The 14,245-nt window shown below is 33.0% G+C and carries 8 protein-coding genes and 3 pseudogenes; 8 read left to right on the top strand and 3 right to left on the bottom strand.

Annotated elements, in window-relative coordinates; translation table 11 throughout:
• The first annotated feature begins 91 nt into the window (after positions 1 to 91).
• The 5 genes and pseudogenes from P5P87_RS21510 (at position 92) to P5P87_RS21490 (ending at position 6,282) form a co-directional block, all read left to right on the top strand.
• Positions 92 to 625 carry a DUF4199 domain-containing protein gene (locus tag P5P87_RS21510; protein ID WP_278020569.1) on the top strand — a complete coding sequence of 178 codons (534 nt, stop codon included), beginning with the start codon at positions 92 to 94 and terminating at the stop codon, positions 623 to 625.
• An 18-nt stretch (positions 626 to 643) separates the two neighbouring features.
• Positions 644 to 1,600, top strand: coding sequence for a glycosyltransferase family 2 protein (locus tag P5P87_RS21505; RefSeq protein WP_198858200.1), 957 nt, complete (start codon positions 644 to 646; stop codon positions 1,598 to 1,600).
• Positions 1,601 to 1,653: 53 nt separating this feature from the next.
• On the top strand, positions 1,654 to 3,381 hold the full coding sequence (locus P5P87_RS21500; RefSeq protein WP_278020568.1) for a phospho-sugar mutase: 1,728 nt from the start codon (positions 1,654 to 1,656) through the stop codon (positions 3,379 to 3,381).
• A gap of 240 nt (positions 3,382 to 3,621) precedes the next feature.
• Positions 3,622 to 5,450: pseudogene (locus tag P5P87_RS21495) on the top strand (ABC transporter ATP-binding protein).
• Between the two features lie 130 nt (positions 5,451 to 5,580).
• Positions 5,581 to 6,282, top strand: coding sequence for a DUF2971 domain-containing protein (locus tag P5P87_RS21490; protein ID WP_111380149.1), 702 nt, complete (start codon positions 5,581 to 5,583; stop codon positions 6,280 to 6,282).
• A gap of 440 nt (positions 6,283 to 6,722) precedes the next feature.
• Here P5P87_RS21490 and P5P87_RS21485 read toward each other — a convergent pair whose 3' ends face one another.
• The 3 genes and pseudogenes from P5P87_RS21485 to P5P87_RS21475 all read right to left on the bottom strand — a co-directional run bounded on the left by P5P87_RS21485 (position 6,723) and on the right by P5P87_RS21475 (position 11,695).
• The gene (locus P5P87_RS21485) at positions 6,723 to 7,448 is read right to left on the bottom strand and encodes a CREC-EF hand family protein (protein WP_198858203.1); all 726 of its coding nucleotides are present in this window, start codon (positions 7,446 to 7,448) and stop codon (positions 6,723 to 6,725) included.
• An 88-nt stretch (positions 7,449 to 7,536) separates the two neighbouring features.
• Positions 7,537 to 10,001 (bottom strand): annotated as a pseudogene (locus P5P87_RS21480) (TonB-dependent receptor plug domain-containing protein).
• The gene (locus tag P5P87_RS21475; RefSeq protein ID WP_278020567.1) at positions 9,998 to 11,695 is read right to left on the bottom strand and encodes a M23 family metallopeptidase; all 1,698 of its coding nucleotides are present in this window, start codon (positions 11,693 to 11,695) and stop codon (positions 9,998 to 10,000) included. Before P5P87_RS21475 ends, P5P87_RS21480 begins: the two are co-directional and overlap by 4 nt.
• Positions 11,696 to 11,875: 180 nt before the next feature.
• Between P5P87_RS21475 and P5P87_RS21470 the strand changes: the two genes are divergently transcribed.
• From P5P87_RS21470 to rny, 3 genes and pseudogenes are all read left to right on the top strand, one after another.
• The gene (locus tag P5P87_RS21470; RefSeq protein ID WP_278020566.1) at positions 11,876 to 12,166 is read left to right on the top strand and encodes a hypothetical protein; all 291 of its coding nucleotides are present in this window, start codon (positions 11,876 to 11,878) and stop codon (positions 12,164 to 12,166) included.
• 4 nt (positions 12,167 to 12,170) lie between these two features.
• Complete coding sequence (locus P5P87_RS21465) at positions 12,171 to 12,464, top strand: cell division protein ZapA (RefSeq protein WP_198858207.1); 294 nt, start codon at positions 12,171 to 12,173, stop codon at positions 12,462 to 12,464.
• Between the two features lie 209 nt (positions 12,465 to 12,673).
• Positions 12,674 to 14,234, top strand: a pseudogene (rny, locus tag P5P87_RS21460) (ribonuclease Y).
• Positions 14,235 to 14,245: the final 11 nt, after the last annotated feature.

Here is a 14,245-nt window from a genome sequence, read left to right as displayed (position 1 = left end):
CTTACTTTTTTTTAGTTTATTTCGAAAAGCTTTTTTTATATTCGATTATAGTGGGAATTACTATATTTGTGGATTAATTAAACATAAGTTTATGGATGTAAAAGTATCTCCTGCAAAGTCAGGCACGCCTTATGGTATTTTGTTCGGTGTTATTATGATTTTAGAATTTGTTATCATGTACGTTATAGGCATGAAATCGCTAGTAAATACAAGCGTAGGAACAATTGTAAACATTGCAAATTATCTGATTTTGCCACTATTGTTTATATATTTAGGTTGCACAAATTACAAAAAAAATATAAACAATGGATTTATATCCTTCTCTGAATCTTTAAAAACCGGCGTTTCTATTACGGTTATTGCTGGCTTAACATATGCCGTCTTTAGTGTTATTTTTAATTTCATTTTTCCTGATTTTATAAATGAAATGATGGATATCACCAAAGAACAAATGATTAAACAAAATCCAAATATAACATCAAAAGAACTTGAAATGGGACTTGGGATGGTTAAAAAATTTATGAATCCATTTATTGTTTTTCCAGTAACACTTGTTATGTATGCATTAATTGGATTAATATATTCCTTAATAATTGGAGGAATAGTAAAAAATGAAAAACCTTAAGTCCATAATAAAATATAAATGAATTTATCTATACTTATACCGCTTCTAAACGAGGAGGAATCACTTAAAGAACTCTATACATGGATCATTAAAGTGATGCAATCTAACAATTACTCTTATGAAATCATTTTTGTAGATGATGGTAGTACAGATAATTCTTGGCAAATTATTGAAGGTTTCTCTAACGAAAATCCAAATGTAAAAGGAATTCGTTTCATGAAAAACTTTGGAAAATCTCAAGCTTTACATGCTGGTTTTGCAAAAGCAAAGGGCGATGTCATTATTACTATGGATGCCGACTTGCAAGACAGTCCAGATGAAATTCCTGAATTGTATGAAATGATTACAAATCAAAAATACGATTTGGTTTCTGGATGGAAAAAGAAACGTTACGACTCTGTTGTAGCAAAAAATCTTCCGTCAAAATTATTTAACTGGGCCGCTAGAAAAACTTCTGGCGTTGAGTTAAACGATTTTAACTGCGGATTGAAAGCCTACAAAAATGTCGTAGTGAAAAACATTGAAGTTTCTGGCGAAATGCACCGTTATATTCCTGTCTTAGCTAAAAATGCAGGATTTGGAAAAATTGGCGAAAAAGTGGTAATTCACCAAGCTAGAAAATATGGTGAAACTAAATTCGGAATGGAGCGTTTTATAAACGGCTTCCTAGATTTAATTACGATTTGGTTCTTATCAAGATTCGGAAAAAGACCTATGCACTTATTTGGCGCTATGGGCTCTTTAATGTTTATCATCGGATTTTTATCTGCTGGATACATTGGGGTTTCTAAACTATACCATATGTATACTGGAATGAAATACACTTTGGTTACCAATAATCCATGGTTTTATATTGCTTTAACCACAATGATTCTTGGCACTCAATTATTTTTAGCAGGCTTCTTAGGCGAAATTATTCTAAGAACTAAAAACAATGAAGCTCGTTATAAAGTAGCTCGAGAGGTTAATTTCTAAAAATATTTTAATCATCTTTAAAACCTTTTAACTATACAAAAACAAAATTTACAATGAACATAGCACCAAACATATTAAACGCTGTAAACGAATGGCTGACTCCAACCTTTGACCAGGAAACGCAAGCTGCCGTTAAAGAATTAATGACAACTTCGCCAAAAGAACTTGAAGAGAGTTTTTACAAAAACTTAGAATTTGGAACTGGAGGAATGCGCGGTGTAATGGGTATTGGAAACAATCGAATCAATAAATATACGCTTGGAAAAAATACTCAGGGAATATCTGATTACATGCATGAGGTTTTTCCAAACGAGCCTTTAAAAGTAGTTATTGCTTACGATTGTCGCCACAACAGCAACACTTTGGCAAAAGTGGTTGCTGATGTTTTCTCTGCAAATGGTATTCAGGTTTATTTGTTTTCTGATTTAAGACCAACTCCAGAATTATCTTTTGCTCTTAAATATTTAAAATGTCAGTGCGGAATTGTTTTAACAGCTTCTCATAATCCACCAGAATACAATGGTTACAAAGTATACTGGCAAGATGGCGGACAGATTGTTCCTCCACAAGACAAAGAAATTGTTAATGTAATTGAAAACTTAAGCTATGACAAAATCAAATTTAGCCCAAACGAAGATTTGATTCAGTACATTGATACCGAAATAGACAAAGCTTTTATAAAATCGTCTATCGAAAATGCAAGTTTTGACACTCCAGCTGAAGCTAAAGACAATCTTCAAATTGTTTTCACTTCATTGCACGGAACTTCTATAAAATCAGTTCCAGATACTTTATCTCAAGCAGGATATAAAAATGTTCACATTGTTCCTGAACAAGCTATTCCAGACGGGAATTTCCCAACTGTAAAATCTCCAAATCCAGAAGAACCAGAAGCTTTAACAATGGCTCTAGCCTTGGCAGACAAAACAAATTCTGATATTGTAGTTGGAACAGATCCTGATTGCGACCGTTTAGGAGTTGCTGTTCGTAACAATGACGGCAAAATGATTTTGTTGAACGGAAACCAAACTATGGTTTTAATGACTTCTTTCTTATTGAAACAATGGAAAAAAGCAGGTAAACTAAACGGAAAACAATTCATTGGTTCAACAATCGTTTCTACTCCAATGATTATGGAATTGGCGACAAGTTACGGTGTTGAGTGCAAAGTTGGGTTAACCGGCTTTAAGTGGATCGCTAAAATGATTAAAGATTTTCCTGAACTTGAGTTTATTGGAGGTGGTGAAGAAAGTTTCGGATTTATGGTTGGAGATGCCGTGAGAGATAAAGATGCTGTTGTCGCTACTTTATTAATTTGCGAAGTTGCGGCTCAAGCTAAAGCTGCTGGAAGCTCTGTTTACAAAGAACTTTTACAGCTTTATGTAGAAAATGGCTTCTACAAAGAGTACTTAGTTTCATTGACTAAAAAAGGAATGGAAGGTTTACAAGAAATCAACCAAATGATGATTGATTTACGTGAAAATCCTTTAAAAGAAATAAACGGACAAAGAGTTATCATGGTTGAGGATTACCAATCTTCTATCGCATTAAATTTATTGGATGGATCTGAATCAACAATGGATATTCCTAAATCAAACGTATTGATTTATTACACAGAAGATGGATCTAAAATTTGCGCTAGACCTAGTGGAACTGAACCTAAAATTAAATTCTATATCAGCGTAAATGCTGAAATCGAATCGGTTTTAGATTTTGATGAAGCAGAGAAATTCTTAGACAGCAAAATACAAAACATCATTGCAGACATGCAGTTAAATTAAATCTGCTTTTCTCAATTGTACAATTTTGCACCTAACATGCAAGATTAACAAGTTAGATATCTTTGAACTCTGATTTACAATCTCTAAAGTAAATCAGAGTTTCTTTTATAAAAAAAACTAAAAAGAAATTGAAAACACCTCAATTGGATTAATTTTGTGCAATAAAATTTGCTTGCTCAAAATAACTTTAATCTAGAAATGAGTTATCGCATTAAAAGAAAACAATATCAAAAAAAATAAATGAGTAATTTCAAAAAAATAATTCCTTTTATATATCCGTATAAAAAATACGCATTCTTAAATATCTTTTTTAATATTTTGTATGCGCTTTTCAGCACACTTTCGTTTGTCGCTTTAATACCTATGCTTCAGGTATTATTCGAAAAAGGAAAAAAAGTTGAAATAGAACCAATTTATCAAGGTATTTTTAAAATAAAAGATTATGCCGAAGACTATTTGGCCTATTACATTACCACGGCACAAAAAAACCACGAACCTGGTTATGTTTTATCGGTAATGGTAGCCATTATTATTTCGATCTTTTTGCTTAAAAACTTAGCCGATTATTTGGCAATGTTTTTTATTAATTTCCTTCGAAATGGTGTTTTAAAAGACATGCGAAATGCATTGTACAAAAAAACTTTGGAGCTTCCTTTGGCATTTTATTCTGAAAAAAGAAAAGGAGATGTAATTTCTAGGATTTCAGCTGACGTAAACGAGGTTCAAAATTCTTTCTTAGCCATCTTAGAGCTTATCGTAAAAGAGCCTTTAACGATTATTTTTACAATCACCACTATGCTTATCATTAGTGCTAAACTAACCTTGTTTGTATTCATTTTCATTCCTGTTTCTGGATATATTATTTCGTTGATTGGAAAACAGCTTAAAAAGCAATCTACTAAAGCGCAAGAAGAACAAGGAAGATTTCTTTCTACAATCGAAGAAACAATTGGAGGATTAAAAGTTGTAAAAGGCTATAATTCTGAAAACTATTTTAATAAAGTTTTCCAAAATTCGACAGAGCGTTTTTTCACTTTATCAAACAGCATCGGAAACCGTCAGAACTTAGCTTCGCCTGCAAGTGAATTTATGGGAATTACTGTAATTGCCATTTTACTTTGGTACGGAGGTCAAATGGTTTTGATCGATAAAACATTACAAGGCGCAGCATTTATTGCCTACATGGGATTAGCTTATAATATTCTAACTCCTGCAAAAGCAATTTCTAAAGCTTCTTACGGAGTAAAAGAGGAAACGCAGTTGCAGAACGTGTTCTTGAAATATTAGAACAGGAAAACACCATCGTTTCTAAAGAAAATGCAATTGAAAAAACAACTTTTGATAATAATATCAGTGTTCAAAATGTAAACTTTAAATATGAAGAAGAAACCGTTTTAAAAGACTTTTCTCTTCAAATTAAAAAAGGACAAACTGTTGCTTTGGTTGGACAATCTGGAAGCGGAAAAAGCACAATCGCTAATTTATTGACACGTTTTTATGATGTTAATGACGGTTCTATTTCTATTGACGGAATTAACATTAAAGACATGAATTTGCAATCGCTTCGCAGTTTGATGGGATTAGTTACGCAAGACAGCATTTTATTTAATGATACTATTAAAGCAAACATCTCTTTAGGAAAGCTAGATGCTAGTGATGACGAAATTATCGAAGCGCTTAAGATTGCAAATGCTTATGAATTTGTTAAAGATCTTCCGCAAGGAATTTACACTAACATTGGAGATAGCGGAAACAAGCTTTCTGGAGGACAAAAACAACGTTTATCTATAGCTCGTGCCGTATTGAAAAATCCACCGATTATGATTTTGGATGAAGCAACATCAGCATTAGACACAGAAAGCGAAAAATTTGTTCAGGTCGCACTAGAAAACATGATGCAAAACAGAACTTCAATCGTAATTGCACACCGTCTTTCTACTATTCAAAAAGCAGATATAATCGTAGTAATGCAAAAAGGAAAAATCGTTGAACAAGGAACCCACGAAGAGCTAATTGCACACAACGGAACTTACAATAAATTGGTAACAATGCAATCTTTCGAATCGTAAGAAATCATTAAATCCAAATTAATACACACAGATTAAGGAAATATTAAAACTCAATTTTAATTTCTTTAATCTGTGTTTATTTTTATAACTTTAGGTTAGTTAAAGATTGAAATCATTTAATCTAGAGAAAATGTATCTTAACAACCCCAACATAAAACTTCCCGATGATCCCGATACTATTGTTTGGAAATATCTGGACTTATCTAAATTTCTTGATTTATTACTCTCTAAGAAGCTTTTTATGTCGCGTTCAGACAAGTTTGAAGACCAATACGAAGGCACTTTTAGCGAACCAACTTATGAAGAGATAAAAAAACTTGCCGCAGACAATCCGGAGTTTTTAAATTACTACAAAACGCATCGTGAAAAAGTAGCCATTAGCAGTTGGCATATTAACGAATACGAATCGTTTGCTATGTGGCAGATTTTCACCAAAAACAATGAAGGTTTAGCCATTCAGTCTACTATCAAAAGACTACAGAAAGCTGTAAAACCGGAGAATAATTTTGATCAATATATTGGCGAAGTAAACTATATTGATTACAAAAAAGAATACATTCCGTTTGACGATCTATTCTTTCCTTTTTTATTCAAAAGAAAAAGTTTTCAGTACGAAAGAGAAGTCCGAATTCTAAGTGACACTTCAAAAAGTGACATCAAGTTAAACGACGGATTAAAAATCAACGTCGACATTAATCAATTGATCGAAAAAATATACATTCATCCAAAATCTGAAAACTGGTACAAAAAACTGGTAATAGAATTAGTTGAACGTCTAGGATTTGGTTTTGAAATCGAAAAATCTGATCTGGAAAGTGATATATTGATTTGAAGTTGCTAAGGTTCTGAGATGCTAAGATTCTAAGTTTTTTTTTCTTGCCACGGATTAAAAGGATTAGAAAGATTTTTTCCCGTTTCTGATTTGATTATGTTCCGTAGGAACATTTCATTGGTAGAAAATTATATAGTTACAGTTATTTTACGTTCCGTAGGAACGTTTGATTTAGATATTTTTTTAACAATGCAAAGCATCAAACGTTCCTACGGAACGTAAATTGGTTGAACGTCATTTTTTTCTACCGACCAGACATTCCTACGGAATGATGACCTGATGCATAAAAATGAAAAACGCTGTTTTAATTAATAAAAGTAATTTAAAAAGAGAGGCTGTATCAACTTATTGAAACAGCCTCTCTTTTTAATAAAAATCTTTTTAATCCTTTTAATCTGTGGCAAAACCTTAGATCCTTAGCATCTTAGAAACTCAGAATCTTAGATAGGCTTATAACTCTTCACTTCCCATTTTTTAGAAGCTAAATCTATATAATTATAATGCAAAACATCATTTTTATCAAACTGACCATTTTGGTTGGTATCTTCAATTGTTCTAAAATACAGACGGTTTTTAGATTCAATTAAACTCCAATCTACCAATTCCTCTAATTCTGCTGAAACTTTTGTGAAATTTTCTCCACTTATATCGCTTAAATATAAAGTTTTAATATCGCTGGTATCTATTTTACCATCTTTGTTTGTATCCGAATCTGTTAGTGTATAAACCATAACATTATTATGCGTTTTATCTGCAACAGTCTTTAAATAAGTAGCTGTTAAAATTAAAACTGGTTTATCAGATAAAGGTCGGATAGAATCTGAATCTACTTTTTGAAATTTTAAATTCTGAAGAAATCCTGTAATTTCATATTCTCCTAAATTAGAAATTGTAAAACTTACATCGTTTACACTAGAAGAACCAAATCTTGCTTTAGAGCCTCTTTCGTAAACTCTTAAATCTCCAACGGGGTGAATCAAATAATTAGTACCTTCCATTTGAATAGGAAGATCTGCAATTTCAATTTGTGTTGAGTCTGTTTTTACTGCGCCTGTGCTTACTTTATTAGAAGCACCATAAGTTACTTTTGGTTTTTGAACTTCTTCTCGGCAACTTATAACCGTCCCGACAAGTATAAGGGCAATATATTTAAAATACTTTTTCATCTACAATGATTATATACGATTATCAAATATACTATTTTTGATTGTATTTTTGAGTTTTATTGAATTTTATAACCAACATCGAAGCAGTTTATAACCTCGCATTTAATTTAACGTTAAAAACTCTCGAAGTCATATAATTTGGAATCGCATATTGTTTTTTTGAATAGACATCACGAACCCAAGTATTTGTAATTGCGTTTTGATTGTTGAAAAGATTAAAAATTTCTAGCCCTAGAGACAACTCTTTAAACTTTTTCAGCCAGCCTGTTTTTGTATTTTGCGTACTTGCATCTACAAAAACCTTTGCAAAACCAATATCAGCTCTTCTATAATCATTCAGTCTATTTTGATATAAATATGGATCTGAATACGCTGGCGCTCCTCCTGGCAATCCTGTATTGTAGACCAAGTTCAAATACACTTTTACACTTGGAATATTCGGCATATAATCCTGAAACAGCATTGCAAATTTCAATCGCTGATCTGTCGGACGAGCAATATAGCCTCTATTTTCGTAATTCTCTTCGGTTTTCATGTATCCAAAACTTATCCAAGATTCGGTTCCTGGTACAAATTCGCCATTTAATCTAAAATCAAGACCTTGTGCATAGGCTTTTGCATTGTTATTGGCAACATATCGAATTCGAACATTGTCTATCGAATAAACGTTGACATCTGAAAGCGATTTATAATATAGCTCTGTCACCCATTTAAAAGGACGATTCCACATTTTAAAGTTATAATCGTTACTTAAAACAATATGAATAGCTTCTTGAGCTTTTACATTTGGGTTCACAACTCCGTCCAAATCTCTCAATTCTCGATAAAATGGAGGCTGATGATATAATCCTCCGGAAATTCTAAAAACCATATCGCGATCCCAATCTGGTTTTATTGCAAATTGTGCACGCGGACTTACGACAAATTGTGTTTTTCCTTCTTCTACCGCTCCCGCAACATTCCATCCTTGAAAACGCGCTCCTAAATGATACCAGATTTGGCTTGAACCAATTTCTGATTGTTTGTTCCATTGTGCGTAACCCGAAAATCTATTTATAGTATTAAAATTTGTAGCGCGAATATTTTGATAAGGTAAAAGCGGACCTGTATAAGGCGTGTAAGGTTCATTATTTTTAGGAATAACTACCAAAGGCGGATTAATAGAAAATCCCGCAGAATCAATTACTTCCCACTCTACTACTCGATCTCTAATAGATTCTCTGGTATATTTTAAACCAAACTCTAATTGGCTTTCTTTCCAGTCTTTAATTCCTTTAAGCTCAATGTTTGCAATTAAAGCATCTAAATCGTTTCGAGCATGATTTAACTGAGAACCGATTCCACGTGTAAAATCAATTGCCGAAGCGTCTTCTGAACTCTCAGCGTTTACATTTCCTAAACGATATTGAGCCAAAATATCAAAATGTTCTTTTTCTGTGGTATGAAATAAGGAACCGATTAATTTTAAAGTAAGTGTAGGCGACGCTTTATAAGTAGTTTTTAGAGCTCCGAAATAAGTATCGTACTGATCTTTTTCCTGTCCTTCATAATAAACCGAAAGCGCCATTGGCTGATCTATTGTTCCAAAATTAGTTTGGCGCACCAAAGGCTCATACGAATATTTATTCTGAGAAATATTCCCTAAAAGCTCATCTGCCATTTTTCAGAAATATCATAATTGATATTAGTCTGAATATCGGCAAAAGTTGGCTTGTAATTTGTCTGTGTATCTTGGCTATTTACTAAAAGACTGTTATTTCTATAACGGACTCCAGTTACGGCAGACCATTTTTTATTTTTTGAAACCAAATCGACTGCAGCACTTCCTCCTAAAAAACTTGCTTCAAAAGCAGCTCCAAATTGAGTTGGTTTGCGATACGTAATATCCAAAACCGAAGACAATTTATCACCAAATTTAGCCTGAAATCCACCAGCAGAAAATTCAACATTCTGAACTAAATCTGTATTGGTAAAACTTAGTCCTTCCTGCTGTCCCGAACGAATTAAAAACGGACGATACACTTCTACTTCATTTACATAAACTAAGTTTTCATCATAATTCCCGCCTCGCACCATATATTGCGTGCTTAATTCGTTATTTGAATTAACGCCCGGAAGTGTTTTTAGAATGTTTTCGATTCCGGCATTTGCACCTGGAATTTTCTTAATGGTTTCAGTATCTACTGATGTAATCCCTTGAACTCTTTTTCTATTTCCAGAAGAAACAAAAACTTCACCCATTTGTTCCTCAGAATTATTCATAATCGGATTAAAAACAAAAACTTCGTTTGTTTTCAAACTAACAGTCAAACTCATCATTTTTAAAGAAACGTGAGTAAATATCAAAGAAACCTTTTTGTTTGACGGAATTACAATTTCGTAAAAGCCATTCGAATCAGACTGAACAAAAGCATCTTGTGAAGAAACATTAACCCCAGAAACAGGATGTTTTTCTGCATCTAAAATCAGCCCCTTAATATGAGCGCTTTGAGCCAATGCAATACAGCTGATAAATAAAAAAAGAAAAGCGAATGTAAACCTATTTTGACTCAAAGATTTTGGGTTTTATTTTTTTGACTTCTAAAAAAACGTGTTTCAAAGATAGCAGTATTTCCTACATTATCAACTACCTCAATTTTTAAAACGTTTTCTCCTTCTGCCAAATATTGATCATCAAAAGTATGAGTTATTCTTCTTGCTTTATTTTCGTATTCAAACAAAACCCAACTTCCGTTTAAATAGCCGTTATAAGATTTTATTCCAGACAGTGCATCGTTAATTGTAAAATCAATTTTATTTTGATCGCTGATCCACTTTCCTTCAACAGGTTTTGCAATTTTTATTACAGGCGCAATTGTATCCAAAACCAAGCCGTATGTCCCTAATATTTTTGCTTTAGCAGTAAAAACATCTCCTTTTCTAATTGTTCCGTTATAGCTTGTTCCCTTACCAATATAAAGTTTATCTCTTAAAGATTCTGGATAAGTGTCGTCTTTTATAGTAATCGTAAAATTGGAATGTACAGGAACTGTATCGTCATGAATGAAAATTTTATTATTCCTAACATCAAAATTCATATTGAAATCATCGTAAAATGTCCCTGCAGGAAAGAAAACCGACATATTATCTTTTTCGAAATTAGTATCTCTATTATACTTAATGAAATATTTTCCGTTAACTAATTCAGCCTCTACAAGCGGTGTCGCAGCATCAAACTCGATTGGAACAGTAATCGAATTCATATTTCCAAAATAGTCCGAAACCTCAATTTTATAATTTGAAGCCAGATTAGGCTCTGCTTTTACAATACCTTGAAGAGAATCTGTTTTGATAATACTCAAAGCAAAAGGCGTTTTCATAAAAAGTTTCTGCACACGTTGTCCTGATTTTTTATATCGTGGATAATCGATCAGAGCGTTTACATAACGCATTTCATCAAAAGAATAGGTATTAAACTGATAATTATAATTCTGATTTCCGTTTAAAAAAGTCGAAACATTAAAAACTCCATTTTTATTATGCGAAACATCATCAGTGTCCACCGCATTGATTCCGAAACCAATTTTTCCGTTAGCTTTTACTTTAGAAGCCAAATAAGTTCCGTCTTTTTGAAGCGTCATATTAACCAACAAAGGCTGTTTCGAAAGATTTACCGTTGCGTTATCTAGCGGATAAACATACAAACTTGACAAAGTAGGTTTTTTGGTATCTTTTATATTTTGGTCAAAGCCAAAGAAAATTGGATTGATAACAAACTCCGTTTTAGTGTCTCTTATTTCAAAATGAAGATGCGGACCTTCAGACGATCCAGTATTTCCAGAAAGACCTATTATTTCTCCCTTTTTCACAGGAAGCTCGTCAGGTTTTGGAAACATTTCGATTTCATACGCTTTTTCTTTGTAGTGCGTTTTTTTTACATAATCTAAAATTGGCCCAACTGGAGTTTGCAAATGCCCGTAAACAGAAGTATAACCATTTGCATGTGTAATATAAATGCATTTTCCGTTTCCGAAAGTCGAAATTTTGATTCTCGAAACATATCCATCCGCAATTGCGTGCACGCTTAATCCTTCTCTTTGATTGGTTTTTAAATCAAAACCAGCATGAAAGTGATTTGGTCTTAATTCTCCAAAATTACCAGAAAGTTGCATTGGAATATCTAGCGGAGGGCGGAAATAGTCTTTAGGATACTGCGTTTGAGCAAATATAGAATTACAAATCAAAAGGGTAAGTACAGCGAATCTCATAAGCAACATTTTTGCTAAGATAAATAAAAATAAGCCAATAAAAGCAAGAAAAAAATTACAATTTTACAATTAATTGAATTACATATATTTATCTATTTTAATGTAAAAAAATCGATAAAAAATTGCATTAATAAAAAGGAATATTAACTTTGTATGATTAAGTAATGAATAGGATGTATAATGAGTGTAATTGCAGAAATAATTGATACTCTTGAATATAAAGTTGAAAAGCTTTTTGAGAAGTCAAAAGGCTTGGAGCAAAACAATCAAGTATTACGATTAGAATTAGCCAAAGCTGCGCAAATTATCCAGAAACAATCTGAGGAAATGGAAGCTTTGAAGAAGCAAAATGAAACACTTAAGATAGCCAATTCGTTGCTTGGCGGCGACAATAACAAGAGAGAGACAAAGCTTAAAATAAATTCATTAATTCGCGAAATTGATTACTGTATAGCACAACTATCAGATTAATAACATGGACGGAAAGCTTAGAATTAAAATATCAATTGCCGACCGCGTTTACCCACTTACGGTTGAACCCGCTCAAGAAGAAGGACTTAGAAGTGCTTCTAAAAAAATTGATGCCATGATCAAGCAGTTCGAAGAAAATTACGCGGTTCGTGACAAACAAGATGTTCTAGCAATGTGTGCATTACAATTTGCATCGCAAGTAGAACAAAAACAGATTGACAATACAATCGATGGAGAAGAGACTATCGAAAGAATTAAAAGATTAAATACGCTTTTAGATCAATATCTCGAAAAATAAACGTTCTTTACAGAAACTAAGATACTGCCTACATTAGTTCACAATTGGTAAACTCAACACTAACAATTTAGAATGAGCAAATCGTCGCTACTATAGTATGCCCTCCATTTGGCTGGGAAACTTGAACAGTGAGTTAGCTCAAAACTTGTCTTTACGAGTTTATACAAGCAATTAATGTAGGCTTTTTTTATATATAAACCCTAACAAACATGGACATCATAACGATCATTATTGGTATTGTAGGTATTGCGACAGGATTTGCGATAGCTAAAATTATCGAGAAAAGTAATATTTCAAACCTAATTAAAAACGCTAAAAAAGAAGCGACTTCTATCTTAAAAGACGCTAATTTGGAGGCCGAAAATATCAAAAAAGATAAAATTCTTCAAGCAAAAGAGCGTTTTATCGAACTTAAATCTGAGCACGAACAAGTTATTTTAGCACGTGATAAAAAAGTTGCTGAAGTAGAAAAACGCGTGCGCGATAAAGAATCTCAAGTTTCTAACGAACTTTCTAAAGCTAAAAAAGTAAACGAAGATTACGAATCTAAAACAGCTGAATACAATAACAAAATTGAAGTTTTAGATAAAAAACAAGCTGAAGTTGACAAACTTCACAAAAGCCAATTACAGCAATTAGAAGTAATTTCTGGTCTTTCTGCTGAAGAAGCAAAAGAGCAATTGGTAGAAGGTTTAAAAGCTGAAGCTAAAACAAAAGCAATGTCTCATATTCAAGAAACTATTGAAGAGGCAAAATTGACTGCACAGCAAGAAGCTAAAAAAATAATCATCAACACTATTCAGAGAGTTGGAACAGAAGAAGCAGTTGAAAATTGCGTTTCTGTTTTCAATATCGAATCTGATGATGTAAAAGGCAGAATTATTGGTCGTGAAGGTCGTAACATTAGAGCTTTGGAAGCTGCAACCGGAGTTGAAATCATTGTAGACGATACACCAGAAGCTATCATTCTTTCTTGTTTTGATCCTGTTCGTAGAGAAATTGCTCGTTTGTCTTTACACAAATTAGTTACTGACGGACGTATTCACCCAGCTCGTATCGAAGAAGTTGTTGCTAAAACAGCAAAACAAATTGATGACGAAATTATTGAAGTTGGAAAACGTACTGTTATCGACTTAGGAATTCATGGTTTACACCCAGAATTAATTAAAGTTGTAGGTAGAATGAAATACCGTTCTTCTTACGGACAAAACTTATTACAGCACTCAAGAGAAGTTTCTAAACTTTGCGGTATCATGGCAGCAGAATTAGGACTAAATGTAAAACTTGCAAAAAGAGCTGGTTTATTACACGATATCGGAAAAGTGCCAGATACAGAAAGTGATTTACCTCACGCACTTTTAGGTATGCAATGGGCAGAGAAATACGGTGAAAAAGAAGAAGTTTGCAACGCCATTGGAGCTCACCACGATGAGATTGAAATGAAATCTTTACTATCTCCAATTATTCAAGTTTGTGATGCTATTTCTGGAGCTAGACCAGGTGCAAGACGCCAAGTTCTAGATTCTTACATTCAGCGTTTGAAAGATCTTGAAGATGTTGCTTACGGATTTAGCGGTGTTAAAAATGCTTACGCTATCCAAGCTGGTAGAGAGCTTCGTGTAATTGTAGAAAGCGAAAAAGTTTCTGATGATAATGCTCGCAAACTTATCTTTCGAAATTTCGCAAAAAATTCAAACAGAAATGACTTATCCTGGACAAGTAAAAGTTACAGTTATTAGAGAAACTAGAGCTGTAAATATTGCTAAATAATCTAAGAAAAC

This window comes from Flavobacterium ginsengisoli, from assembly GCF_029625315.1.
In the GTDB taxonomy this organism is placed as follows: Bacteria; Bacteroidota; Bacteroidia; order Flavobacteriales; family Flavobacteriaceae; genus Flavobacterium; species Flavobacterium ginsengisoli.
The sequence above is the reverse complement of the archived record's forward strand: the minus strand, read 5'-3'. Positions and strand labels throughout refer to the sequence as shown.